General features: G+C 65.1%; 21 protein-coding genes and 1 tRNA gene. 6 read left to right on the plus strand and 16 right to left on the minus strand.

What is annotated here, in order from left to right; all coding sequences use genetic code 11:
• Positions 1-49: 49 nt before the first annotated feature.
• Positions 50-709 (minus strand): HAD family hydrolase, encoded by a 660-nt coding sequence (locus ACFMO3_RS07690; RefSeq protein ID WP_376789834.1) that lies wholly within the window; start codon positions 707-709, stop codon positions 50-52.
• A gap of 62 nt (positions 710-771) precedes the next feature.
• Positions 772-2,157, minus strand: coding sequence for a PLP-dependent cysteine synthase family protein (locus ACFMO3_RS07695; protein ID WP_376789835.1), 1,386 nt, complete (start codon positions 2,155-2,157; stop codon positions 772-774).
• 130 nt (positions 2,158-2,287) lie between these two features.
• Between ACFMO3_RS07695 and ACFMO3_RS07700 the strand changes: the two genes are divergently transcribed.
• Complete coding sequence (locus ACFMO3_RS07700; RefSeq protein ID WP_376789836.1) at positions 2,288-3,085, plus strand: DUF2085 domain-containing protein; 798 nt, start codon at positions 2,288-2,290, stop codon at positions 3,083-3,085.
• A gap of 33 nt (positions 3,086-3,118) precedes the next feature.
• Positions 3,119-3,775 carry an MBL fold metallo-hydrolase gene (locus ACFMO3_RS07705; RefSeq protein ID WP_376789837.1) on the plus strand — a complete coding sequence of 219 codons (657 nt, stop codon included), beginning with the start codon at positions 3,119-3,121 and terminating at the stop codon, positions 3,773-3,775.
• 106 nt (positions 3,776-3,881) lie between these two features.
• Here ACFMO3_RS07705 and ACFMO3_RS07710 read toward each other — a convergent pair whose 3' ends face one another.
• From ACFMO3_RS07710 to ACFMO3_RS07725, 4 genes are all read right to left on the minus strand, one after another.
• On the minus strand, positions 3,882-4,253 hold the full coding sequence (locus ACFMO3_RS07710; RefSeq protein ID WP_376789838.1) for a DUF5666 domain-containing protein: 372 nt from the start codon (positions 4,251-4,253) through the stop codon (positions 3,882-3,884).
• A gap of 322 nt (positions 4,254-4,575) precedes the next feature.
• Positions 4,576-5,445: a DUF5666 domain-containing protein gene (locus ACFMO3_RS07715; RefSeq protein WP_376789839.1), complete on the minus strand. Its 870-nt coding sequence runs from the start codon at positions 5,443-5,445 to the stop codon at positions 4,576-4,578.
• A gap of 464 nt (positions 5,446-5,909) precedes the next feature.
• Positions 5,910-6,062 (minus strand): Flp family type IVb pilin, encoded by a 153-nt coding sequence (locus tag ACFMO3_RS07720; protein WP_376789840.1) that lies wholly within the window; start codon positions 6,060-6,062, stop codon positions 5,910-5,912.
• A 265-nt stretch (positions 6,063-6,327) separates the two neighbouring features.
• On the minus strand, positions 6,328-7,170 hold the full coding sequence (locus tag ACFMO3_RS07725) for a hypothetical protein (protein ID WP_376789841.1): 843 nt from the start codon (positions 7,168-7,170) through the stop codon (positions 6,328-6,330).
• A 288-nt stretch (positions 7,171-7,458) separates the two neighbouring features.
• On the opposite strand from ACFMO3_RS07725, the gene ACFMO3_RS07730 reads away from it, so the two are divergent.
• Positions 7,459-8,028: a class I SAM-dependent methyltransferase gene (locus ACFMO3_RS07730; protein ID WP_376789842.1), complete on the plus strand. Its 570-nt coding sequence runs from the start codon at positions 7,459-7,461 to the stop codon at positions 8,026-8,028.
• A 190-nt stretch (positions 8,029-8,218) separates the two neighbouring features.
• Here ACFMO3_RS07730 and ACFMO3_RS07735 read toward each other — a convergent pair.
• A tRNA-Arg gene (locus ACFMO3_RS07735) sits at positions 8,219-8,292 on the minus strand.
• Between the two features lie 322 nt (positions 8,293-8,614).
• Here ACFMO3_RS07735 and mfd point away from each other — a divergent pair.
• Positions 8,615-12,091 (plus strand): transcription-repair coupling factor, encoded by a 3,477-nt coding sequence (gene mfd, locus ACFMO3_RS07740; RefSeq protein ID WP_376789843.1) that lies wholly within the window; start codon positions 8,615-8,617, stop codon positions 12,089-12,091.
• An 834-nt stretch (positions 12,092-12,925) separates the two neighbouring features.
• On the opposite strand, the gene ACFMO3_RS07745 is transcribed toward mfd, so the two are convergent.
• The 9 genes from ACFMO3_RS07745 to ACFMO3_RS07785 all read right to left on the minus strand — a co-directional run bounded on the left by ACFMO3_RS07745 (position 12,926) and on the right by ACFMO3_RS07785 (position 21,353).
• Positions 12,926-13,657, minus strand: coding sequence for a YceI family protein (locus ACFMO3_RS07745; RefSeq protein ID WP_376789844.1), 732 nt, complete (start codon positions 13,655-13,657; stop codon positions 12,926-12,928).
• A 258-nt stretch (positions 13,658-13,915) separates the two neighbouring features.
• The gene (locus ACFMO3_RS07750) at positions 13,916-14,632 is read right to left on the minus strand and encodes an ABC transporter ATP-binding protein (RefSeq protein ID WP_376789845.1); all 717 of its coding nucleotides are present in this window, start codon (positions 14,630-14,632) and stop codon (positions 13,916-13,918) included.
• A gap of 135 nt (positions 14,633-14,767) precedes the next feature.
• Positions 14,768-15,616: a metal ABC transporter permease gene (locus ACFMO3_RS07755; RefSeq protein ID WP_376789846.1), complete on the minus strand. Its 849-nt coding sequence runs from the start codon at positions 15,614-15,616 to the stop codon at positions 14,768-14,770.
• A 3-nt stretch (positions 15,617-15,619) separates the two neighbouring features.
• Positions 15,620-16,453 carry a metal ABC transporter ATP-binding protein gene (locus ACFMO3_RS07760; protein ID WP_376789847.1) on the minus strand — a complete coding sequence of 278 codons (834 nt, stop codon included), beginning with the start codon at positions 16,451-16,453 and terminating at the stop codon, positions 15,620-15,622.
• A 34-nt stretch (positions 16,454-16,487) separates the two neighbouring features.
• Positions 16,488-17,453, minus strand: coding sequence for a metal ABC transporter substrate-binding protein (locus ACFMO3_RS07765; RefSeq protein ID WP_376789848.1), 966 nt, complete (start codon positions 17,451-17,453; stop codon positions 16,488-16,490).
• A gap of 15 nt (positions 17,454-17,468) precedes the next feature.
• On the minus strand, positions 17,469-17,882 hold the full coding sequence (locus ACFMO3_RS07770) for a Fur family transcriptional regulator (protein WP_376789849.1): 414 nt from the start codon (positions 17,880-17,882) through the stop codon (positions 17,469-17,471).
• A 265-nt stretch (positions 17,883-18,147) separates the two neighbouring features.
• Positions 18,148-19,908 carry a DNA repair protein RecN gene (recN, locus tag ACFMO3_RS07775; RefSeq protein WP_376789850.1) on the minus strand — a complete coding sequence of 587 codons (1,761 nt, stop codon included), beginning with the start codon at positions 19,906-19,908 and terminating at the stop codon, positions 18,148-18,150.
• A gap of 42 nt (positions 19,909-19,950) precedes the next feature.
• Positions 19,951-20,448: a hypothetical protein gene (locus ACFMO3_RS07780; protein ID WP_376789851.1), complete on the minus strand. Its 498-nt coding sequence runs from the start codon at positions 20,446-20,448 to the stop codon at positions 19,951-19,953.
• Positions 20,449-20,525: 77 nt separating this feature from the next.
• Positions 20,526-21,353: a DUF92 domain-containing protein gene (locus tag ACFMO3_RS07785; protein WP_376789852.1), complete on the minus strand. Its 828-nt coding sequence runs from the start codon at positions 21,351-21,353 to the stop codon at positions 20,526-20,528.
• 132 nt (positions 21,354-21,485) lie between these two features.
• Between ACFMO3_RS07785 and ACFMO3_RS07790 the strand changes: the two genes are divergently transcribed.
• Both ACFMO3_RS07790 and metE read left to right on the plus strand, forming a co-directional pair.
• Complete coding sequence (locus ACFMO3_RS07790; RefSeq protein ID WP_376789853.1) at positions 21,486-22,082, plus strand: sulfite oxidase-like oxidoreductase; 597 nt, start codon at positions 21,486-21,488, stop codon at positions 22,080-22,082.
• Positions 22,083-22,138: 56 nt separating this feature from the next.
• Entirely contained in the window at positions 22,139-24,364 is a 2,226-nt protein-coding gene (gene metE / locus ACFMO3_RS07795; protein WP_376789854.1) for a 5-methyltetrahydropteroyltriglutamate--homocysteine S-methyltransferase, read from the plus strand.
• Positions 24,365-24,432: the final 68 nt, after the last annotated feature.

Here is a 24,432-nt window from a genome sequence, read left to right on the forward strand (position 1 = left end):
GCCCAGGACCCAGCCACGAGCCGATTGTCGGGCGATGTCCACCCCCAGCTCAGTAAAAGCGCTCGACTGGCCACCCGCGCTGCTGCGCCAGCCGGCGCAGGCGGGGATCGGGGTTCACGGCGACCGGATGGCCCACGCGCAGCAGCAGATAGCGATCGGTGTAGCTATCGGAATAAAAATAGCTTTGGTCGAGAGCGATCCCCTTCTCCATGGCATAGCGTTCCACCCAGTAGACTTTGCCCGGGCCATAACACGGGGGCTCCACCACCCGACCGGTGAGGCGGCCATCGATGACCTCCAGACGGGTGCACAGGTAATCCGGGATCCCGAGGACCTCGGCCAGGGGGCGCACCACATATTCAGTGGCCCCGGAGACCAGGGCGACCCGATGCCCCCGGGCGCGATGCCAGGCGATCCGCTCTACAGCTCGCGGGGCGATGTAAGGCCGCACCCACTCCTCAAACCAGCGACGGGTTTCCTCCCGGAAAGCCGCCTCATTGGCCCCGGCGATCATCGCGGTCAGTCTGGCGCTCGCCCGGGGGAATTCCAGCAGCCCCAGGTAGTAGCGCAGGGCCAGCCAGAGGAACATCCCCCACATCGCCCAGGTCATGCGGCCGTTTCGGCGCAGATAGCGCACCCACTGCCGCCCTGAGCTCACCGAAAGCACCGTGTAGTCCACATCGAAGAAGGCCGCGACCGCCGCTTCCATTCCGGATCTGCCCCCATTCCTCTGGGAAGCCTCGATTCAAGAAACCGATAGGGAATTTCAGATTAAAACCCCCTCGCCTCGCGCCACATGCGGTCCAGCTCCGGGATGCGGGCCTGCTCCCGCTCCCACCACTCCGGATCCAGCTGGGCATCGAGCTCCTCCACCGTCTTCCCCTGCTGCTCCACCCAGGTGAAGTATTTGAGATTGTGCCACCGGCGCCGATTCTCCTGTGTCCCTTCCTGGATCCAGTCTAGCCCCTGGCCATGGAAGATGTGAACCAGACGCACGGTAGCTTCCGTTTCATCCATCGGCCCATACTGCTGAGTGAGCTCCGCTATCACCGATCGATAGCGCTCGATGTTATCTGTGGCGACGGTGACGATGAGATCCCTCGGGCCGAAACGATAGAATTTCGCCGTCTTGATAGCCCCCAGCACATTGGCGACCCCGCTGATGCCGAAGATCTGGGAGAGGCGCTGGATCTGCTCCTCAGGGATCCCCCAGCGGGCGAGCACCTTCCAGCCTGGCTCTTCGGTCAGAAGCTGCAGGCCCTTCTTGCATGAGAGATCATCGATGCACATCAGGGCGTCCATGTTCATCACGTGATGGATCCAGGTGACATGCTTGTCGCCGATGCCCTGAATGTCGTGGACGCCGTAGCCGTTCATATAAAGCGTGGGGCACTGGATCGGCTCCAGGCCGACGATCCGGCACGCCGGCCACACCTGCTTCAGGCGATCGCCCGCGCCGATGGTGCCCGCCGAGCCCATGGCCGAGACAAAGGCAGCCACCCGGCCGTTCCCAATCCCCTGCTGGTGGAGCTGAGCCGCCAGCTCGACGATGGTGTTCCCGGTGACATAATAGTGGAAGCGATAGTTCCCGAGCTCGCTGAACTGGTTCAGGATGCGCACCCGCGGATCCGCCCCCGCCAGCTCCTTGCATTTGTCGTAGATCTCTTTCACATTGCTCTCGGAGCCAGGGGTTTTGATCACCCGGGCGCCGTAGGCGGCGATGCGCTCGAACCGCTCCCGGCTCATCCCCTCGGGGAGGATGACGATCCCCTCAAACCCCATCCGGCCGCCGACCCAGGCCCCGCCGATGCCATAGTTCCCGGTCGAGGGCCAGACCAGGATGTGGTGCCCCGGCCGCAGGCCTTCCAGAAGCACCTTTTCCATCAGAATGGAGTAGGCGGCCCCCACCTTGTGGGAGCCGGTGGGGAAATCCTTGGAATACAGGACTACGATGGGCGCCTCCACGCCGGTGAGGGCGGAGGGCAGGACCTCATAATAAATCCGGCCGACGGGATCGCGCCAGGTGATGTTAAACAGGTTGTAAGGATCCAGGGGATCGCGCGACCGGGCCTCGAGGGCGCGCGCGCGAATCTCCATCGGCTGACACGATGGATCCCGCATCTCCTCAAAAGTGGGTCCGAAGAACGGCAGACGCATCGGGAGCCTCCAGTATACACAGGGTCTTGTGGATCGCCTGGCCCGCGACCATCTCCCCAGGTGGAAGAGACGCCTCAGCGACAAATGGCATAATATAATAGATCCGTGGATCCCTGGGGGGATCTCTGAAATGCGCTCGTCGACAGCTAATGAAAGGCATGGGACTGTCGAAGCCCTGCCCCGAGGCAACAGTTGGCGGGGTATAGAACAGGGAGCCCATCGTTCGATCCCAGAGCGCCTCAGCCGATGGCTTCTGCGCGAATGGATCTGGGTCTTCCTAATCGGATACGGCCTCTTCGTTGGCCTTCCATGGCTTGCGCCCGTGTTCATGCGCATGGGCTGGGAAACGCCGGCCCGCGGGCTTTACGCGCTCTACAGCCTCTTCTGCCATCAGCTGCCCCAGCGATCTCTTTTCCTGTTCGGGCCCAAGCCCATGTATTCGCTGAGCGAGATCCATCAGGTCTGGCCCTATGAGGATCCTCTCTTGCTGCGGGAGTTCATCGGCAATCCGGCCTTCGGGTATAAGGTCGCCTGGTCGGACCGCATGATCTCCATGTATACCAGCCTCTGGGTTGTAGCGCTTCTTTATGCTTTAAGCGGCCGGCGCTGGCGGCCGCTTTCCATAGGGGTTTTCTTCCTGCTGGCCCTTCCCATGGCCGTGGATGGCACCACACATTTCATCAATGACCTCCTCTATGGGATCGGCGAGCGCGGCTTTCGCTATGACAACGCCTGGCTCGTGATGCTGACCGGGGGATGCCTGCCCTCGTGGTTTTATGTGGGAGATGCGCTGGGCTCCTTTAACTCGTGGATGCGATGGATCACCGGCGTGCTCTTCGGGACCGGACTGGGGGGCCTGGCGTTGCCTCACATCGAGGCCGCTGTCCGGGCCACCCTGGAGGAGCCGGAAGGCAGCCCCTGGATCTGACACCCCCCAGATCTCCCTTTCGGGAGGCTGTAGATGTCCCGCCCTCCTTCCTCCGTTCGCATGCACTTGCGAATCCTAACCGTCGGCCCGCTCGCCACCAACTGCTACATCGCCGCCTGCCCAGAGACCCGGGAAGCGGTGATCATCGATCCGGGTTGGGATCCCAACCAGATCCTGGCCGTAGTTCAGGCGCTGGAGCTGAAGGTGCGCTATGTGATCAACACCCATGCGCACTGGGATCACATCGGCGCCAACGGGGCCGTGGTTTCAGCCACCGGCGCTCCCCTGGCCTTGCACCCCGCCGATCTCCCGCTCCTGCAGGCCAAAGGGGGCGCGGACTGGTGGGCGATCCCGATGCCTCCCAGCCCCCTTCCCGATCTGGAGCTGCAGGATGGGGATGTCTTGGAAGTGGGGACGTTGCGGTTTCATGTGCTGTTTACCCCGGGGCACACGCCGGGGCACATCTCGCTTTATGAGCCGGAGGCCGGTGTGGTGTTCGACGGTGACGTCCTCTTCGCTCGAGGCATCGGCCGCACCGACCTGCCGGGAGGGGATTACGAGACCCTGATGCGCAGCATCCGGGAGAAATTGCTCCGCCTTCCCGATGGAACACGGGTCTATCCCGGACATGGATCATGGACGACCATCGGGGAGGAACGGGTGGCCAATCCTTTCCTGATGGAGGACTGAAGGACAGGACTCCAGGAAAGGGGGTTGGGGGCATCGGGCGCCCCCAACCCCCGAACGATTTTTCTTCCATCACCCATGACCGGAAGGTCACGGGTTGAATCCTCCATTACGGAGATTCCAGCACAATCAGGTTATCCGCAAGGATGGTGTGATCCGGTTGCTCAAAGCCGGAGAGGTAAACATACTGGCCCACCTGAGGGGTCCCGATGAGGGCCGTGGTAGGGAGCACAAGCACCCGACGCCCATCCACTCGATAGCCATGGGGAAGCGCCTCTTCAATCACCCCTTCCCATTCTCCCTCCGCTTCCGGACGCCGCAGAACTTCGAAAGACTCCGCAATCAGCCCGCCATCGGGGGCACGGGAGCCGATCACCGTGACGTAGACCCCGGGAGGCAGCGGGCCCTCTGCATCGAGATCGGGGGAAACCCGAACCAGATGGCCGGCCACCTGATACCCTCCGGGGATGACCGCTTCCACGGGGCCTTCCAGAGAAAGGATCGTCGCCTCAGAGGAAGCAGGCTCTTCCGCCGGAGGGGAGCCGGGTAGCATGGGCGGGGCCTGGGGTTTTCTCGCACCCGGGGATGGGGTCATTGACGCCGTCCGGAGCGGGCTGGGGGAACCCCCAGCCGGCACCTTCCGGACGCACCCGAGGATGGCCATTTCCACGATCAGGAAGCCGAGAAGGATCCGCTCAAGACGCATGTCGGAACTCCCATGGATGAGGGACAGCATAGGGGGCGACGCGTCGAAGCGCGTCGCCCCACCGATCCGAACCCGGAGGAGAACGGTCGACATGATCCTACGGACGCCGAGGGGGCGGGGCGCCGGGCTTAGGGCCTTGAGAGCCAGGCTTCGGAAGCTTCGGCGAGCGCGCAATCACGGTGCGGGCCAGCCAGGTTCCATCCGGATTGCCCACCGCCCGGGCGGTCAGGATATCCCCCACCTGAAGATCCGACAGGGTAGCATGGGGATGACCAGGGATCCGGATCCGAGTGTGGTCATCGGTCACCAACCGGACCTGCTCACCCTCCCGGGTCTGGATCACCAGGGTGTTGCCCTCCACACCCTGGAGGGTGCCGTGGAACATGCGATGAGGGCGCCGAGTGATCACCCGACCCGCCAGGAACGTTCCTTCCACGAAATGCCCGATGACCGTGACGGGATAGCCGACGCCGATATCCGACCATGTCGGCGAGATCACCCCCGTGACGTGCAGGCGCGTATGCGCCGTCCACTCCACCGGGATCGTCTCGCCCGCCCGGGTCTTCACTTCCAACCGTCGTGCCCCAACGTCGATTCGCGCCACGTCCCCATGACGCACCTGAACCGGGCCCCGGACGATCACCCAATCGGCCTCCAGGGATCGGCCCTCTTCCAGCCAGCGCCCGTGGACAGTCGCCTGATCCCCCACCCGCACCTCACCCAGGTCCGCCCGCACAAAGCCGGGGACATGGAAACGAGTCCCCTCCCGAATCTGAACCTCCAGGGCGCCCCACTGCTCGGTGTTCAATGTAATTGAATGATCACCGACCGCGGTGATGCTTCCCCTGACCAGAACGGGGCGACCCAGAGCGGGGGTCGCGGTAGGGGATGGCTCCTGGGCCCATACCGCTCCTACCGGAAGCAACATCCACCCCAGGATCAGGAGCCAGATTCCTATTCGACGCATGTTCCACCTCCTCTGGAGGTATTGGCCATAGTGAGGATGGGCGCCGCCGGCAGCGATGCCCCCCGGAAGATCGCTCCGATCTCAGGTTGCACCGATCCAAGCCCATGGCTTCCCCGGATCGACCCCGAGGGAATCCCGAATAGGAGGATCCCCATAGGGCGCTCATCCCATCATGAATAACGGGCGGGACGCTCTTCGGTTATGGGCTTTCGCCATGTCCCAGAAGCGCGGGAAGGGCGGGTTTCTCCGGATGGGGGCTTAGCGAAAGCAGCTCCTACCGGTTCCGAGGGGTTCACCCACCGGGGCCAAAGTGGGAACAACGGATTGCCAACAGGAAGAAAGCCTATCGAATTCAGCCGCTAATGTAAAATGTAAATGGAAGAGAAGAAAGGTGGTGGCATCCAGCCTCATCCAGAAAGCAAGGGGATCCACCGAATCGAGAAGCCCCGAGTTTCCCCAGCGGATCACGATGGCCAGCGGGAAAGGATCTGCGAATAAAGGCCCGATACGGCTTGCCCAAACACGGTGATAGCAACGAGGGCGGCCAGCGCAATCAGCAAGGCCAGCAACGCGTATTCGATCAGTCCCTGACCCACTTCACGCCGGAAGCACGACATCTGGTCTCCAGATCGATCCGAGGTGAGGGGCCTTCCTTTATCCCACAAAAGCACCATCCCAAGCCCTCTCACGGATGAGGGGATCGTCCATACAACCCGGATGACAGCGAACCAAATGGGCGATGAAGGATGTCGCTTTCATAATAAGGAAGGGGTGCAGGCTCGCCCCTGGGACTTTGGTCATGGGGGGAAATCGCCGAAGGGGCCTGGCGGCAACCGAACGGATTCCCCTCCTTAACCTTCCCAGACCTCGGAAACCAGGAGGCTACGCCGTCAGACACAACCCGTCCTCTAAGATTAAGCCGGTGAGATACGAGCGCGGAACGAACTCGAACCATGGGGTCTCCTCGCTGATGAGCGGAGGAAAGCGTCGGGCCCGAGCAGGATGAGGGTCGACCCCGGCCGGCCATCGCTTCTCCGAAGTCGCCACGACGAAGAAGGGGCGTCGGAACGCCCGAGCCAGGACCGCCAAAGCTAGGGTCCCCACCTTGTTCACGATCCCATCTTCGTCCCATGCATCGGCCCCGACCATGACCAGATCCACGTGCGGAAGCCAGCCCATCGCGGCGAGATCCGGAAGGAGGATCGCAGCGTGGCCCATTGCCACCACCTCCTCAGACATCCGCCGCCCTTCCCCTCCGGGCTCGGCCACCGGACAAATCACCTGAAGATATCGGCCCTTCTCCGCGGTGAACGCCAGGGCCCGAGCCACCAGGCCGCTCCGAGAATGGGTCAGGATCGTCCGGGCGGAGCGAAGCAATGCGGCGGCATGCCGGGCAGCGGCCCGCTCATGGACTTCCAGCCGGCGTCGGAACTTCTGCAGCGCAGAGATCAGATCTGCTCGAGCCGCCGGTAAAGAGGAGGCCTCTCGGATGGCTTGACGGGCGGCTTCCGCCAGATGCCGGGGAGGCGCCATGTCGGGATGCGCCTGGATGAGGGCGTCCAGTAATCCTTCCAGCTCCGCGCGGAAATCCTCCACCCGATCCACCGGAGCGATCTGGGCCCATTCCTCCACAATCTGGGCGGCCCGAACCGCCAGCGCCATCGCCCCGGATATCCGATCCTCCTGATAGGCCTTCAGTGCCTCCTCCCAGCCGAAGCGCTCCACCGATCCTCCCTGCCCACAGGATGAGTCAGAAAATATTTTAAGGGCAAGCAAACGCTCCGAAGGCACGCCGCCTGCTTCAAAGGAGGGATCAGGAAGACGGAACGCCTGTAAAATGAGGGAAACCAGGCCATGCGCGGCGATCCCTTCATCAAAGGATGATCGATGGCTTCGCTCGATAGGTGGGCCGTGATCCCATCCCGCGGAAGCCCTATCCGAAGCCATCTCGCCGCCGAAGGGGGATCCCTCGAGATCTCCAGCACCGCCTGCCCATCAATGGGAGCGATCGCTATGGGCTCTAACTGGCTTTTCGAGCGGATCGCGCCTTTCTACGATGCGGCCACCCGGTTTCTGGATCCCGCGCCGCTTCGGGATCATCTGGATCCTCCGATCGGAGGACGACTGCTGGATCTCGGCGGGGGGACCGGCCGGGTGGCCTTCGCTTTTCGGGAGATAGCCGGCTTGACCATCGTGGCCGACGCGGCTTGGGGAATGCTCCAGGTGGCTCGACGGCGTCCGAAACTGATCCCAGTTCAGGCCCTCGCCGAGCGCCTTCCGTTCGCCAATGGCGCCTTCGACCGGATCGTCATCGTCGATGCCCTGCATCATTTTATCGATGCGGCGGCCGCCATCCAGGAGGCCGCCCGAGTGCTCCGACCAGGAGGCCGGCTGGTGATCGAAGAGCCAGATATCCGCCGCTGGCCGGTTAAGGGAATAGCGTTGCTCGAACGGTGGATCGGCCTGCGCAGCCGGTTCCTGAGCGGGGAGCGCATTCGGGAGCTTGTGGAAACGGCTGGACTGTCAGCGCAGGAATCGGTGGATCGGCGATCCTTTCGCCTCTGGGTGGTCGGGCATAAATAGGAGAGCGCCCGGTAAGGGGCTCCCCGGTGCGTAGTCTTCGTAAGATCCACCGATCAGCGACAGCCCGGCCGGACAACCCGGCCTGTTGGGTTTCCGCCTCGACCGGTGAACGCTCCACCACCGCATATACGGGGAATGCATCCCTACGCCGAAACCAACAGGGCCGGCGCGATCGCGCCGGCCCTGTGAGCGCCCCCTCCGGGATTCGAACCCGGATCCCGCCGCTTAGAAGGCGGCCGCTCTTTCCCTTTGAGCTAAGGGGGCCGGCATGCTCAGGTCCAATGATAAGAAAGGCGCAACAATTGAAATGTAGGAAAAAAGTCCCAGGGGAAAAGGCCATGTCGGGTGCTGAACCGCCCATCGAGATCAGAGCGCTCTCAGCAGAGAGACCGTGGAAAGCAAGAGGAAGGATATACTCGACCTTCGAGCGAAGCTCGAGCGATTTGGAAGCTGGATCGAAAAGGAGCCCTCGGGACCGGTCATCCGATATGCCTGCCGTAAAATAAGCTGGGAAACAACGAGCCGTTGGGGGAACCGATCATACGATAACACAACCCGGTAGAGCTGTCAAGGCAGGGATCCATCGATGAGCATGGGAGCGCTAAGCGGTTTGCTGGAATTTCTGGAAGCAGAGCCTCTCCTTTCCCAGACCACTGAAGCCTTGGTCATGGGAAAGCCCATCCAGATGGCGCTTCCCCGGCGGGCGTGGTCGTTCTGGATCGCCGGGCTGGCCCGACGGGCCTTGCGACCGATGTTGATCGTAGCGGGGACCGCAGAAGGGGCCCAGCGGATGGCCCAGGACCTGGCCCTTTGGCTGGGGGCGGAGCGGATCCATCGGTTGCCGGAGCCCCCGGCGCTCCCTTACGAGCGGGCGCCGTGGCCTCCGGAGATCCGCGCGGAGCGCCTGGCCGCCCTGGCCGCCCTGGCGGGCTTGAATGGAGATCCTGCGCCGGTGGTGGTGGCCTCCATCCGCGCCCTGCTCCTCCGCACGCTGCCGCCGCGGCTTTTCCACCGCCTGCGCCGGATCCTGCGGGCCGGCCAGGAGCTTCCAATGGAAGGCTTCCTCCGGTATCTCCTGGAGGCCGGGTATGAGCCGGTCACCGTCGTCACCCAGCCGGGGCAATTCGCCCGCCGCGGGGGGATCGTGGATCTCTTCCCCTCGACAATTCCGGAGCCGATCCGGATCGAGTGGGAAGCGGACCGCATCGCCAGCATGCGCGCCTTCGACCCCATCTCTCAGCGGACCCTCCGGCCCATCGAGCAGGTTCGCATTCTGCCGGCTCGGGAGGCGCTGCCGGCCTATGGCCCGGCGATCGCGGAGCGGCTGGCCGCCTGGCAGCCATCCGTGGAGGCCCCCGCGGAGGCTGAGGCCCTCGAGCGGGAACGCCATGCCTTGGCCCGTGGCGCTCCCTTCCCGATGTTGGAGTTTTACCTCCCCTATTTTTATGCCGACTCCACTACCCCCATCGCGTATCTCCCCGAGGACGGATGGGTGCTGCTCCTAGACGAGGCGGAGATCCAGGCGGCTTGGAATGAGCTGATGGAGGAAGCCGCAGCCCTGCGGGCCCGCGCGGAGGGCGCGGGGTTCCTTCCCCCGGATTATCCCGATCCCTTTGTCGACCGGCAGATCTGGGAGGCTCATCGGAATCGACGCCCGCATCTTCAGATCACAGCCATCCCAGAAGGGGGCGGATTCCCCTCCCTGCCCGTGGAAGCTCCGCCCCGCTTCGGCGGACAACTCCAGCGCATCCTGGAGGATCTGAGCCGGCGCCTTCATCTGGGCGAGGCCGTCGTGGTGGTCAGCCGCCAGGCCGCCCGGCTGGCGCAGGTCTGGTCCGATCATGCCCATGGAATGGAGGAAGCGGCCTGCAGCATCCCGGCCCTGGAAGCCCCGCCCCTTCCCCGACGGATCTACTTTCTCAACGGGGCGCTGAGCGGAGGCTTGCTGTTCCGATCCCGGGATGGGCGGCGCTTCGCCCTGCTCACCGATGCGGAGCTCTTCGGGGTGCTTCGCCCTCTCCCCTGGCGCCGGCGCGTCCGGCGAGGCCCGCCTCCCGAATGGATCCGGGAGCTCCGAGAAGGCGATTATGTCGTCCACGAGGACTTCGGCATCGGCATCTTCGAGGGCTTGGTCCACCTGAACCTGGACGGCGTGGAGCGGGAGTATCTGGTGGTGCGCTATGCCGGCAACGATCGGCTGTATGTGCCGGTGGATCAGGCGGATCGGGTCAGCCGGTATGTGGGCCCGACGGATCAGCCCCCGGAGATCCACCCTCTGGGGAGCGGGGACTGGGCTCAGGCGCGGGCGCGGGCGCGACAGGCGGCGGCCGAGGTGGCCCGCGAATTGCTGGAGCTTTACGCCCGACGGGAGGTGGCCCGGGGCCACGCCTTCTCGCCAGACACGCCATGGCAGCGGGAGCTAGAGGCTTCCTTCCCCTTCATCGAGACGGAGGATCAGCTCCGGGCCATCGAGGAGGTCAAGGCGGATATGGAGCGGCCGCGGCCCATGGATCGATTGTTGTGTGGGGACGCGGGGTTCGGGAAAACCGAGGTGGCCCTGCGGGCGGCCTTCAAGGCGGTGATGGACGGCAAGCAGGTGGCCATGCTGGCCCCCACAACCATCCTGGCCCACCAGCACTACGAGACCTTCCGCGCCCGCCTAGCTCCCTTCCCAGTGGTGGTGGAGGTCCTCACCCGGCTCCGCTCGCCGAAGGAGCAGGCGGAGCTCCTGCGCCGGCTCCGGGAGGGGGAAATCGACATCCTCATTGGCACCCACCGTCTGCTTCAGCCCGATGTGATCTTCAAGGATCTGGGGCTGGTGATCATCGATGAAGAGCAGCGCTTCGGTGTGATGCACAAGGAGCACTTCAAGCGCCTCCGGGCGGAGGTGGATGTGCTCACCCTCACGGCCACCCCCATCCCCCGCACCCTCTATCTGGCCCTGAGCGGGCTGCGGGACATCAGCCTCATCCAGACGCCGCCAGAGGAACGGCTGCCAGTACAGGTTTATGTGGGGCCCTACGATGATCGCCTGGTGCGCTCGGCGATCATGCGGGAGCTGGATCGCGGGGGGCAGGTCTTCGTGGTCTACAACCGGGTGCACGGCCTGGAGGCCTGGAAGGAGCGGCTGGAGGCCCTGGTGCCGGGGGCTCGCTTCGGCATGGCCCACGGCCAGATGCCGCCCCGGCAGCTGGAGAAGACCATGATGGCCTTCACGCGGGGGGAGATCGACGTGCTAGTGGCCACCGACATCATCAGCAGCGGCCTGGACATCCCCAACGCCAACACAATGATCGTGATCCGGGCGGACCTCTTCGGGCTGGCCCAGCTCTACCAGCTCCGCGGGCGGGTGGGCCGGAGCGTGCTCCAGGGCTATGCCTATTTCCTCTATGATCCGAAGATCCCGCTCACCGCGGAAGCCCGGGAACGGCTGGCCGCCCTCTACGAGATCCCCGGGCTGGGGGGCGGCTTCCAGCTGGCGATGCGGGACCTGGAGGTGCGGGGCGCAGGGGAGATCCTGGGCACCCGTCAGCACGGACACATCGCAGCGGTAGGCTTCGACCTCTATATGAAGATGCTGAATCGGGCCATCGCCGAGCTTCGGGCGGAGCGGGAAGGAGCGCCGCCGCCGCCGACCTCGGAGAGGGTAACCCTCAACCTCCCCTGGCCCATCGGCCTGCCGGAGGATTACGTCCCGGATCCCGCCCTGCGGCTGCAGCTCTACCGGCGCATGGCGGGGATTACCACCTTGGAGGGGGTGGAGGAGATGGCCCGGGAGCTGGAGGATCGGTTCGGCCCGCTGCCCGAGGAAGCCCGCAACCTCCTTCAGCAGCTGCGTCTCAAGATCCTGGCCGCCCAGGCGGGGATCGAACGGATCCATGGGGAGGGGCGGACCCTGGTCCTGCGGCCGGCCCCGGCGGGGACCGATGGGCTCATCCGGGAACTGGGCGGCTGGATCGCCGATGGCGCGGTGCGCCTCCCCCGTCGCCCCTCCTGGCCCCAGGATCTGGAACGCGTCCTCCGACACTGGGCCGGGTTGCCCGAAGCCATGGGGAACCGGTGAAGGGACACCCAGCCTGGAACTCCCCGCTTTCCCAGAGATCCTGGGATCCCTAGGTGGGAATCGGGAGCTCCTATCGGGCGGTCGCGGCAGTGGCTTTTTCCTCTTCGACCTGACATGGAACCGGGCTACAAAGCGCGCTGGCGGGGCTCTTTCGGTGCGGTAGAAGAAGATCATGCTTTTATCGCTCGCGCGGGCTGTGATGAGGAGGAGCGGATCGGCTGGTTCGCCATCACGATTTTCCAGTTGCGTGAGGGGATGTGGCATCGTTCGAATGCCACCGTTCTGCAATGATGCGATTCGGAGCCGGAAATCCGATCCGCCCTCGAGGCTACAGGCTTTACGGAGATCCAGACCTTCGATGCTTCGCAGCTCGGACAGACCGCTGGCCGTTCGCGCGTCCAGTCAATATCCGTCGTCCGTGTTCCCGGCGCCCTCCAACGAGAGAAGGCAAAACTGTCAAGCAGGATGGGATGCTTCGGATGATGGCATGACGCTGGGAAGCTGATGCCCATCGAGCTCCACCGTTATGGCCAACGGACATGCTCCAGCCCTATGGTTTCCATATCCCAGTAGGGTGAACCCCCGGTCAGATGAATTGCATCCAGCCTAACTGGCCATCCCTGGGCGCGGAGGATCCGGTGTGCTAAGGAGGAGAGCCAAGCTGATCCCTCCAGGCGGTTTCCTGGCCCCCCATGGCGCTTGGGAACTGTGGAAATCCTCAGGTGGTGCCTGTGGGTTTCCATAGCTGCTTCAGTCTTCCCACTAAAAGCGGGGGCGACGAATGGACATCGCCCCCGCCGGGCTTCGTCCCAAGAGGTTCTATCCATCCTCCCCTTATGGCTGCCTTTGGAACACAGCATCCACTTCCAGGCGGATGGTCTCGTCGACGCTCAGCACCACCGGCACCCGGGGCGGCTCCAGGCGGAAGTCTGAAAAGGTGAACTGGGTCCGGGCCTGAGCGATCACCCGATCCTCTTCCACCCGTGCGGTCACTTCCCACAGTACCGGCCGGGTCACCTCCCGAATGGTCAGATCGCCGATCAGCCGGAAGGCGTGCTCGCCCGAGGTCGGAAGGGGCGAGGGAAGCCCCTGGATCTCCCGGGGGATGAAGACCGCATATGGATAGCGATCCGTCTGGAGGGTGTTGCGCCGGATGAAGTTATCCCGCCGCGCCTGATCGCTGGTCAGGGTACGCAGGTCCACCTGGAAGCGGGAGGCTTCGGGGACGATCCGCTCGCCCTCCAGGACCAGGACGCCGGTGATGGCCCGGGTGGCGCCCACCGCATCGCTGGGCAGGCTCACCCCCACGAGCTGCTCGCGCACCCGGTAGCGGGCCTCGCTTTCTTCTGGGATCACGAGATACGTGAGGCGATGGCCCCGGGTATCGGCGGGGGGAGCCTGAGTAGGGGCGATGGCCGGGGTGGCCGGCGTGCCCGCTTCGGCGGGAACGGCCGTGGGCGTGACCGCTAAGGTCGGCTCGGGCGAGGCCGGGGCGGCGCAGGCGGCCATCCCAACTGCGATCCAGAGCCACAGAAACACCTTCCACAGGCGAGGTGCTAGAGCCATAGATCCCCCTCCTTGCCAAACATGATGGTGATTCGCGAGCCGCTACCCCCCTTATGAAGGCCGGAGGCACGGATGAGGTAGGCATCCTCGTGCAGCCACCCGGTGCACATCCCAGATCCATCACCGACTCCCCGGGATGGAGATCCGAAGTCGCCAGCAACCGAGGCGGGTCCCACTTCGCCCAGCGGGCGGGATCCAGCAACCGATCGCAATGGTGCGGGTCGAAACGCCGTTCATGGGCGGTCATCGCGTCCCCCTTCACACTCCATCCTCGAGGATACGCTCCTCGGGCGGCACCGGCTCATCGCCCACGATCAGGCCATCCTGAATGCGGACGATGCGCTCGGCATGGCGAGCCACAAAGGGATCGTGGGTCACCACCACGAGGGTGATCCCGCGCTCCCGGTTCAGGCGCTGGAAGAGGGCTAGGATCTCGCGGCCGGTCTTGGAGTCCAGGTTGCCCGTGGGCTCATCAGCCAGGATGACCGCCGGCTCCGTCACCAGGGCCCGGGCGATGGCCACCCGCTGCTGCTGGCCACCCGAGAGCTCATTGGGACGATGATGCAGCCGGTCCCCCAAGCCGACCAGCTCCAGCACCCGCCGGGCCCGGTCCCGCCGATCCCGCGCCCCCCGGTAGATCAGCGGCAGCTCCACGTTCTGCAAGGCCGTGGCCCGGGGGAGCAAATTGAACTGCTGGAACACGAAGCCGATCTTCCGATTCCGGATCTCCGCCAGCTGGTCATCGGAGAGCCGGGAGACGTTCTGGCCCTCCAGGATATAGCGGCCCCGGGTGGGCGTGTCCAGGCAGCCCAGAAGGTTCATCAAGGTGGACTTCCCGGAGCCGGAGGGTCCCATGATGGCCACGAACTCCCCGCGCCGGATCACCAGATCGATCCCACGCAGGGCCGGGACCTCCACTTTTCCCAGCCGGTAGATTTTCTCCACTTTCTCCATCACCATCACCGGATCTCCCATCCTAATATCCTCCCGTTCACATGGGATGATAAAGAACTGCAGCGATCGCGGTCCGCCTTGACCGCTGCCCATCCTCCACGATCAGGATCCGTTCCCCCACAATCGGTTAGGAGGATCCACGGGGCACGCCTTCCCTCACGCCTGGGACGATCCCCGGACGATCTGCAAGAATCGAACGGCCAGGAAAATCCCCGTCGCGGTGAGCACAATAGCGGCTCCGGAGGCCACGCCGGCGTAGTACGACGTATACAGTCCGACGACGGCGGAAAAGGCCGCCAGGGCAACCGAGAGGGCCATCATCGCCGGCAGACGGCGGGCCAGCAGATACGCCGTCGCCGCTGGGGTCACTAGCATCGCCACCATCAGCGCCACCCCCACCGTCTGCAGCGCCACCACGATAGTGACCGCGATCAGGATGAGCAGCAAGTTTTCCAGCAGGCGGGTAGGAAGGCGCAGGGTGACCGCCAGGATGGGGTCGAAAGAGATCACCAGGAACTCCTTGTAAAAGAGAACAATGAACGCGAAGACGAAGGCAGCGAAGATCCCGAGGCGGATCAAATCGCTCTCCCCCACGCCCAGCACATCCCCGAAGAGCAGATGGGTGAGGTCGACGGCGTAGCTTCGGGAGGTGGAGATGAGGACAACCCCCAAGGCCATGGCCCCGGCGAACAGCACCCCAATGGCCGTATCCTCTTTTAGCCGTCCCCCCCGGCTGAGGCCCCCGATCCCCAGCGCGGCGAGGATCGCCGTGCCCAGGCCCCACCAGAACAGGGAATCCCGGGAGCCGCCTCCCAGCAGGTAACCCAAGGCAAGGCCGGGAAGGATCGAGTGGGCCAGGGCGTCGCCGAAGAACGCCATCCCCCGCAACACCACATATGTCCCCACCAGTGCGCAAAGCCCGCCGGTCACCACCGCAGCGATCAGGCCCCGCACCATAAAGGCATACTGGAGAGGATCCAGCAGGACGCGCAGCGCCTCCCCCATGGCTCATCCCCCCTCACAGCAGGTATCCCCGATCGCGACCAACTCCCCCTCCATGGGGATCAGACGCAGGTGCCCTCCATAAGCCGCCCGCAGGGCCTCTGGGGTGAAGACCGCATCGGGAGGCCCGAAGGCGAGGAGGCGCCGGTTCAGCAACAGCACGCGATCGAAATGGGACGCGGCCTGCTCCAGATCGTGGGTGGTGAGGAGGATGGTGACCCCCTGCCGGCGGAGATGTTCCAGGATCTCCAGGATGCCTTCCTGGGCCGGCAGATCCAGGCCAGTGAACGGCTCATCCATCAACAGCAGCTCCGCCTCCTGAGCCAGGGCCCGGGCGATGAACATGCGCTGCTGCTGCCCGCCGGAGAGCGCCCGGATGGGGCGATCGGCCAGATCCGCGATACCTACCTGTTCGAGGGCGCGGCGAACGATCGCCCAGTCCCGGGGCCCGGGATGGCGCAACAGACCCATCCTCCCGATCCGACCCATCATCACCACATCGGCAACCGTCAGGGGGAAATTCCAGTCGACCTGGTTCCGCTGGGGGATGTAGGCGATACAGAGATGCCCGCCGGGGCCGCGGCCGTAGATCCGCACCGAGCCCGTTGTCGGTGTCAGCACCCCCGCGATGATCTTCAGAAGCGTGCTCTTGCCCGCTCCATTGGGGCCCACGATCGCGATCCGCTCCCCCACCTCCACGGTGAACGAAACATCCTCCAGGGCCACCACGCGATCATAGCGCATGGATACATGGACGACTTCCACAATCGGCTCTCCCGGGGGATGACCGATATCTCGCTCCCGCAATGTGACCTTCCGCCACAGATTCACCAGCCCCATCGCCCCCTCCCCGTGGACCGGAATGCTGGGCGGTTCAGCGCAACGCCTCCACGATCCGCCGCACGTTATAGCGCATCATCTGGATGTAGGAATCCGCCTCGCCCCCCGGCGGGCTGAGGGAATCCACATACAGCTGCACCAGCCGCGCTCCCGTATCCTGGGCGATGCGCCGGGCCAGGGCCGGGTCCACCGTGCTGCTCACGAAAATCGCCGGGACGCCCAGCGCACGGAGGGTTTCCTCCAGGGCAGCGATCTCCCGGGCCGACGGCTGGGCGACCGTGCTCCCGCCGGGGAGGATGACCCCCACCTGCTCAAATCCATACCGGTGGGCGAAATAGCCAAAGACCTGATGATCGGTGACCAGCTTCCGACGCTCCGGAGGGATCTGCGATACCTGCTCCCGGATCCAAGCATCCAGCTCCCGGAGCTGCGCCCGATAGGCTTCGGCGTTGCGCCGATACCGATCTGCCCGCGCCGGATCCACCCGGCTCAGCACGGCCTCGATGGTGTGGGTCCAGGTGATCACATTGTTCGGATCCAACCAGACGTGGGGATCCCACGCCCCGTGGGCGTGAAGCTCGGTTCCCACCGCGGATTGTCCCTCGGAATGGACTTCCGCCTCGAATGGACGTAAGGGAATCCCCTCGGTGAGCTCCACGCGCAGGGCTTTCCCTCCCGCGCTCCGCAACAGCGGCTCCAGGAAGACCTCCAGGCCCGCCCCGACGGCGAACACCACGTCCGCGTCGGCCACCCGGGCGATATCCTGGGGGCTGGGCTCGAAGGCGTGGGGGTCAGCTCCCAGGGGCAGAAGGACCGTCACCCGCACATGCTCGCCGCCGATCTGGCGCACCACGTCGCCCACGATAGGGGTCGTAGCGGCGACCGTCAGAGGGCGAGGCGTGGGGATCGGAGCGGCCGCCGGGGCTCCGCACGCCGTTAGGAGGATCGTCAGCGCCACGACGATCCGCCCGCTGGAAGGAAGGCATGGAAACCTGGGCATAGGTTCCTCCTCTTTCTACTTTCGACATGGCGCGCAAAGACCGCTCAACTGGAGCAGATGATCCTCCACGCGGAACCCGGTCCGCTGCTCCACCTGGGCGATCAGGCCGCTTAGGTCCTCCGCGCCGGGGAACTCCACGGCGCGCCCGCAGCGGCGGCAGATCAGGACGTGATGGTGGCCTGGCGAGGCCAGGATATAGCCGTCGCAGCGCGCCCCCTGATGAACCCGACGGACCAGCCCAGCCTGCTCCAGCACCTCCAGCGCCCGGTAGACGCTCACGAGCCCCAGCGAGGGACGCATCCGCCGCCCCCGGGCGTGGATCTCCTGAGGGGATAGCGGACGCCTGGCCTGTTGCAGGACCCGCAGCACCACCCGACGGGGCATCGTGACGCGCCACCCCGCTTGATTCAATCGCTCCTCCCAGCTCACGCTGTCCCTCGCTTACTGAAAAAATTTTTCAATAATATCGTAGCGGGGAGAACCCTCCCTGTCAAAAGTTCGGAGCTGGGCTGCAAGGCGTTTTCCCTATAGGCCTTCCGGGTTGCTTCCCGACCGGAGCGGCGGTTCTTCCCTCCCGACGAGAGGCAAACGGTGGATCGCCTGAGGGCGTGAGGGTTTTGGGGCAATAGAGGGGGTAAGCCTTTGGCGCGCCCGCCCCGGAAGAAGACGAGGGGGCCGAATCAAGCCTTCGGATTCACCGGCGACGGGAAGCGGAACGGACGCTCTCCCCCGTCTTCACCCGCGCCACATATTCCAGGATCTCCCGGGCGCTCTGCACCGCTGCCCGGCCGGTTCCCCCGAGCATCTGGGCCAGCTCCGCCACCCGTTCTTCCCCTTCCACCCGGGTCACCCGGGCCACGGTGCGATGGCCGATCACCTGCTTCTCCACCTTGAAATGGGTATCCCCGAACCCGGCCAGTTGAGGGAGATGCGTGACACAGAGGACCTGATGGTGGCGGGCCAGGCGCCAGAGCTTCTCCCCGACCACCGCCCCCACCCGCCCACCGATCCCCTGATCGATCTCATCGAAGATCAGAGTGGGAACAGGGTCCGCCTGGGCCAGGGCGACTTTCAGCGCCAGCATCAGGCGGGAGGTCTCACCCCCCGATGCAATGCGGGCCAGGGGCCGCAATCCCTCCCCGATGTTCGGAGCGATCAGAAAGGTGACGCGATCCAATCCGGTGGCGTCGAACGCCCAGCGGGCGCCATCCGCATAAGCCCCGTTCGGGTCCGGCACCCGTTCCAGGGCCACGGCGAACCGCGCCCCAGCCATCCGCAGATCGGCGAGCTGGGCTTCCACCTCCCGTGCCAACCGCTCCGCGGCCTCCTGGCGCTGACGGGAGAGCCGCCGCCCCAGCTCCCCGATCTCCCGCAACAAGCCTTCGGCCTCCTCCTCCAGCGTTGCAAGTCGCTCCTCCGCGTGGGCCAAGGTCTCCAGCTCCTGCTTCGCCCGCTGCGCATAAGCCAAGATCTCCGGGATCGTATCCCCGTATTTCCGCTGGAGCCGTCGGATGAGGTCGAGCCGCTCCTCGATTTGGGCCAGCCGCCGGGGGTTGAATTCGATCCCCTCCCGATAATCCCGGACCGCGCGGGCCAGATCCTCCACGTGGGCGACCAGGCTCTCCATGGTCTCGATATAAGGCTGGAAGAGGGGATCGATGCGCGCCAGGGCCTGAAGGGATCGCGCCGCCTCGCTCAGACGATCCAGCGCCGATGGCGCTTCTTCCTCCCCTTCGTAAAGGGCCCGATAGAGGGCATCCGCGAGATGGGCCAGCTGCTCCGCATTCGCCAGACGATTTCGCTCCTGGAGAAGGACCTCCTCCTCGCCCTCCCGGAGCCGGGCCGCCTCAATCTCCTCGATCTGGAAGCGGAGGAGATCCATCCGGCGGGCCTTCTCCCGCTCGTCCTGGCGCAGCTGTTCGATCTCCCGGCGCACGGCCCGCCAGCGGGCCACCCGCTCCGCCAGCGCGGCCCGCAACTCCCCGACCCCCGCATATCGATCCAGCAGCTCCAGCTGCTCCCGGGAGCGCAGGAGCGAGAGATGTTCCGTCTGTCCGTGGATGTCCACCAGGATCTGGCCGATCTCCTTCAGGACGTGCAGGGGCACCAGCCGCCCGTTCACCCGGGCCACATGGCGCCCGCCCGGCCGGATCTCCCGGCTCAACACCACTTCCCCTGGAGGTTCCGCCTCCAGCAGGCCATGCTGCTCCAGAATCGGGGCGAGCAGCGCACCCACCGCGGCGTCCACCTGGAACAGCCCCTCGATCAGGGCCCGTTCCGCGCCGGCCCGGATCATCTCCACATCCGCCCGGCCGCCTACCAGCACCGCCACCGCGTCCACCAGGATGGATTTCCCGGCCCCGGTTTCCCCGGTCAGCACATTCAACCCGGGTTCCAGGCGGAGGGTGACCTCATCGATGATGGCAAAATCCCGAACGTGCAGCTCAATGAGCATCCCATCTCCCGTATCGATGGACTCCCGGCCTGTCCATCCCTCTCATCGCCAGAACCGAAGGTAGCCGATCACCGTGCTGATGGCCAAGGCCAGATAGATCCCATCCCACAGGAGGCGTGGGAGGACCAAGGGAGAGGCCAGCAGGAGCGGCAGGCGAAACGGCACAAGCCCAGCGACCAATCCCCCGCTGACCACCAGCCAGATCCAGCGCCCCCGACGCCGCCCGATAAGCCGGTGCACCATCTCCGCGACCAGGCTCCCCACCAGCGGGCCGATGAAGATCACCCAGAAGCCCACAGCGGCGACGAGGGGAGCCGCCAGCAGGCCGATCGCCGTCGCCGCCAAGGCCGCCAGGCCGTAATCCAGAGGGCGAGCGTTGAAGAAAGCCGCCTGCTGGCCGGCCACACATGCCCGACAGCGGTACCCCACCGGCGTCGGAACGGCGCACCGGATGCAGATCGGCCGCCCGCACCGGTTGCAACGCAACGCGGTGGGGATGCCGGGATGAAAGGCACAGAACAGGGTTTCCTCCCCGGCCATCCATGGCCTCCTTTATCCATGATAGGACTTACGCCGCTGACCCCCGATGGGGAAGCCAGGTGTCCCAACCGGATGGATTATCTCCAGACGATGATCCACAGGCCCATCGAAAGGGCTCCGGCGAGGGCGGCCAGGGCGTTGACGCCATCGTTATTCAGCCCTTTCCATCCTCGCAGCGGACGGGTCGGCTGGCCGCAGCGATGGATCCGGCGCTCGGTTTCTTTCCCGCACCGATCGCACCAGTAGATCCGCTGCACCGTCGCGCCCAGCAGGCTGTCCAGCAGCATCCCGAGGAAGCCCGCCAGCCCCACCGGCAGGGCCAGCCCGAGGGACCCGCCCACTGGGCTCAGCCCGACCGCCAGGAGCCCGATCCCCAGCGCCCCCAGCCCGCCGGCGATCGTCCCCTCCCGCGTGATCGCCCCGGAGGTTCCCGGGGGAACCCGCTTCCCCCTCCAGATATCCCAGGGGGAACGTCCACAGAGCAGCCCGACCTCCGTCGCCCAGGTATCTGCCGTGACGGCCGCCATGCTCCCAGCAAACATCCACCAGAACACTGGATGTGGAGAGAACCCCCAGAGGATCGCCAGCATCGCCCCGACCCCCCCGTTCGCCAGCGCCTGTCCCAGATCCCGACGTCCGCCCTTCGCGAAGTCCAGGGCCACTTCCGCCTTCCGCCCGGATCCACAGTGGGTCAGCGCCGAGGAGGAGATGAAAAACGCGATCAGCAGCACCGCCCACGGCCATCCTCCGAAACCGAAGACCGCTGTGCCTACCAGCACCGCTCCCAGCCATCCGCTCTCGGCCAGCATGCCCAGCCGGAAGGCGATGCCCCCGGCGAGGCCGCTGAGCGCCAGGCCCAGGATCAGGCGCTGGGCGATCTGCCCATTCTCGATTCCGGGCGCCATTCCGTGTAGAATCTCCAGTAACCGGGCCGCACGGCATCTGGCCCGGGGATATCCGAAGACTGCGTAGTTTCCATTATCCTGAATCTTGTGGCGCTCCGGAAACCCACAGTCGGATCCTCTGGGGAGGGGACCATGCGGTTCGAACGGAAGATTCAGGAGGAAGCGGCCCGGTTCGCCCGGCGCCTGCCGCCCGGGCAGGTCCTGACGGAGAAATTCCCGGTACTGCATTACGGGCCGATCCCGAAGTTCGATCCGGTGACCTGGGACTTCCGGGTCTTCGGATTAGTGGAAGAGGAGAAACGTTGGACCTGGGAGGAGTTCCAGCAGCTCCCCCGGACCACCATCACCATCGATGTGCACTGCGTCACCGGGTGGAGCAAGCTGGATACCACCTGGACCGGGGTGGCCTTTCGGGATCTGCTGCGGTTCGTTCGGGTGAAGCCTGAGGCCCGCTATGTGATGGCCCACTGCGAATACGGGTTCACGACCAACATCCCGATGGAATACATGGAAGACGCCCTGCTGGCCACCCATTACAACGGGGAGCCGCTGACGCCCGAGCACGGTTACCCCCTCCGCCTGATTGTGCCCCGCCTGTATTTCTGGAAGAGCGCGAAATGGCTCCGGGCCCTGGAGTTCATGGCCGAGGATCGGCCGGGCTTCTGGGAGCAGGCCGGCTATCATATGCGGGGGGACCCGTGGCGGGAGGAACGGTATCGGGAATGGTGAGCGGAAGGCCGGGATGGGCCTGGGACCCCTCAATACTCTCCTCACAGGAGGGACCGATGCACACCTACGCATACGGCTATCCCCGCCTAGGACGCAAACGGGAATATAAATCCTTGATTGAGGGCTTCTGGGCCGGGAAGCTTCAGGAGGCGGAGCTGGTCGCTGGCCTGGAGGCCCTGGAAGCGGAGCGCTTGGAGACCTATCGACGCTTTGTGGATCGCTTCCCGGTCGGCGAGCTCTCCTTGTATGACCCGATGCTGGACACCGCCCTGATCCTGGGGCTTTATCCGAACGGCGGGCAGCTGGAGGATTACTTCGCGCTGGCGCGGGGCGAGAAGGCCCTGGAGCTCACCAAATGGTTTAACACCAACTATCATTACCTGGTTCCAGAGATCCCCTGCGCCGGGGGGCAACCTCCGGTCTTCCGGGTTGCCTGGAACAAGCCCCTCGAAGCGTTCCGGAAAACCCCGGACGGCATCCCGTATGTGATCGGCCCGTATACGTTCCTCCGGCTCAGCAAGGGATATCCCCCGGAGGCCTTCGGGACGCTGTTCCGGGCGCTGATCCCGGCCTATGCTGAGCTGTTCCGATCCCTGAAAGCGGCCGGCGCCCTCATGATCCATGTCGATGAGCCCGCATGGGTGACAGACGTGCCGCCCGAGCACGTCGCGCTGATCCGCGAGGCTTACACTGCCTTGGGCCGGGAGGCCGATCTTCTGGTGTTTACCTACTACGATAGCGTGGATTTCCTTGACCAACTCTATGACCTGCCGTTGCGGGGCATCGGGCTGGATCTCATCCACGGCGCGGAGAACCTGGAGACGCTCCGGCGGGCGGGCTTCCCCTCCGACCGGGTTCTCATCGCCGGGGTCGTGGACGGCCGCAACGTCTGGAAGACGGATCTCCAGAAGGCGGCGCAGCAGGTCGAGGCGCTCCGCCAGTGGACTTCCGCCGAGATCTGGATCTCCAACGCCGGGCCGCTCTATCACCTCCCCGTAACCGTCGAGCTGGAATCCCGTCTCGATCCGGCCCTTCAGGAGCGCATCGCCTTCGCCATGGAACGTCTCCAGGAACTTCGCCTGCTCAAAACCCTGATGACCGAAGGGGAGACCGAAGCAGTACGGCAATGGAATGCCCCAGCCCACCCCACCCACCACTGGTATCACCCGGAGGTCCAGGAGCGGGTGCGCCGCTTGAGGCCGGAGGATTTCTTCCGCGACCTTCCCTACGCAGAGCGATCCCGCCGGCAGCGGGAACGGCTGCCCCTTCCCCTCTTTCCCACTACCACCATCGGCAGCTTCCCCCAGACGGAGGATCTGCGCCGGGCCCGCACGGCCTATCGGGCGGGGAAGCTTCCGGAGGCCGAATACGAAGCCCTCATCCAGGAGCGGATTCGGTATGTCATCCAGGTCCAGGAAGAGCTGGGCCTGGATGTGCTGGTCCATGGGGAGTTCGAGCGCTCGGACATGGTGGAATTCTTCGCCGAGCGCCTGGAGGGCTTCGCCATCACCCAGCACGGCTGGATCCTCTCCTACGGCACCCGTGTGTATCGGCCGCCGATCCTGTATGGGGATGTCCATCGGCTCCGGCCGATGACCCTGAAGGAAATCGCCTACGCTCAATCCCTGACCGCGAAGCCTGTGAAGGGCATGCTCACCGGGCCGGTGACCATGCTGGCCTGGAGCTACATCCGGGAGGACATCCCGGTGCAGGAAGTGGCCTTCCAGCTAGCCCTGGCCATTCAAGATGAGGTCCGGGATCTGGAGGCGGCGGGGATCCGGGTGATCCAGATCGATGAGCCAGCTTTCCGGGAGCGGGCGCCTCTCAAGCGGCGGCGGTGGCCTGAATACTTCGACTGGGCGGTGAAGGCCTTCCGCCTGGCCTCCCGGGCCCGGCCGGAGACCCAGATCCACACTCATATGTGCTACTCGGAGTTCAATGAGATCATCGAATACATCGACGCCCTGGATGCCGATGTGATCAGCATCGAGGCCACACGGAGCCGGGGCGAGGTCATCCACGCGTTCGAGCGCCACCGCTATGAGCGCCAGATCGGCCCGGGCGTCTACGACGTGCACTCCCCCGCCATCCCGACGCCGGAATCCATGGAAGCGATCATCGAACGGGCCATCCGGGTGATCCCCCCGGAGAACATCTGGGTGAACCCGGACTGCGGGCTCAAGACCCGACGGTGGGAGGAGGTGATCCCCTCCCTGCGCCACATGGTATCGGCAGCCCGGCGCCTCCGCGAGCGCCATGGGGCGGCTGTGCCGACGCCCTGAAACGGAAAGGGGGCCGAAGTTTGCCTCCCGGCCCCCTTTTGTGTTAGGATGAACGCGTCATCGGTTAA

The organism is Thermoflexus sp. (assembly GCF_042408815.1).
Taxonomy (GTDB): Bacteria; Chloroflexota; Anaerolineae; order Thermoflexales; family Thermoflexaceae; genus Thermoflexus.

What these genes read in the sequence shown, in the direction of transcription:
- ACFMO3_RS07695 (WP_376789835.1), bottom strand. Translation starts at nt 2,157, where the DNA reads ATGCGTCTGCCGTTCTTCGGACCCACTTTTGAGGAGATGCGGGATCCA.
- ACFMO3_RS07690 (WP_376789834.1), bottom strand. Translation starts at nt 709, where the DNA reads ATGGAAGCGGCGGTCGCGGCCTTCTTCGATGTGGACTACACGGTGCTT.
- metE (WP_376789854.1), top strand. Translation starts at nt 22,139, where the DNA reads ATGCACACCTACGCATACGGCTATCCCCGCCTAGGACGCAAACGGGAA.
- ACFMO3_RS07720 (WP_376789840.1), bottom strand. Translation starts at nt 6,062, where the DNA reads ATGTCGTGCTTCCGGCGTGAAGTGGGTCAGGGACTGATCGAATACGCG.
- ACFMO3_RS07730 (WP_376789842.1), top strand. Translation starts at nt 7,459, where the DNA reads ATGGGCTCTAACTGGCTTTTCGAGCGGATCGCGCCTTTCTACGATGCG.
- ACFMO3_RS07780 (WP_376789851.1), bottom strand. Translation starts at nt 20,448, where the DNA reads ATGGCCGGGGAGGAAACCCTGTTCTGTGCCTTTCATCCCGGCATCCCC.
- ACFMO3_RS07700 (WP_376789836.1), top strand. Translation starts at nt 2,288, where the DNA reads ATGCGCTCGTCGACAGCTAATGAAAGGCATGGGACTGTCGAAGCCCTG.
- ACFMO3_RS07745 (WP_376789844.1), bottom strand. Translation starts at nt 13,657, where the DNA reads ATGGCTCTAGCACCTCGCCTGTGGAAGGTGTTTCTGTGGCTCTGGATC.
- ACFMO3_RS07705 (WP_376789837.1), top strand. Translation starts at nt 3,119, where the DNA reads ATGTCCCGCCCTCCTTCCTCCGTTCGCATGCACTTGCGAATCCTAACC.
- mfd (WP_376789843.1), top strand. Translation starts at nt 8,615, where the DNA reads ATGAGCATGGGAGCGCTAAGCGGTTTGCTGGAATTTCTGGAAGCAGAG.
- ACFMO3_RS07765 (WP_376789848.1), bottom strand. Translation starts at nt 17,453, where the DNA reads ATGCCCAGGTTTCCATGCCTTCCTTCCAGCGGGCGGATCGTCGTGGCG.
- ACFMO3_RS07750 (WP_376789845.1), bottom strand. Translation starts at nt 14,632, where the DNA reads ATGGGAGATCCGGTGATGGTGATGGAGAAAGTGGAGAAAATCTACCGG.
- ACFMO3_RS07755 (WP_376789846.1), bottom strand. Translation starts at nt 15,616, where the DNA reads ATGGGGGAGGCGCTGCGCGTCCTGCTGGATCCTCTCCAGTATGCCTTT.
- ACFMO3_RS07785 (WP_376789852.1), bottom strand. Translation starts at nt 21,353, where the DNA reads ATGGCGCCCGGAATCGAGAATGGGCAGATCGCCCAGCGCCTGATCCTG.
- ACFMO3_RS07790 (WP_376789853.1), top strand. Translation starts at nt 21,486, where the DNA reads ATGCGGTTCGAACGGAAGATTCAGGAGGAAGCGGCCCGGTTCGCCCGG.
- recN (WP_376789850.1), bottom strand. Translation starts at nt 19,908, where the DNA reads ATGCTCATTGAGCTGCACGTTCGGGATTTTGCCATCATCGATGAGGTC.
- ACFMO3_RS07715 (WP_376789839.1), bottom strand. Translation starts at nt 5,445, where the DNA reads ATGCGTCGAATAGGAATCTGGCTCCTGATCCTGGGGTGGATGTTGCTT.
- ACFMO3_RS07760 (WP_376789847.1), bottom strand. Translation starts at nt 16,453, where the DNA reads ATGGGGCTGGTGAATCTGTGGCGGAAGGTCACATTGCGGGAGCGAGAT.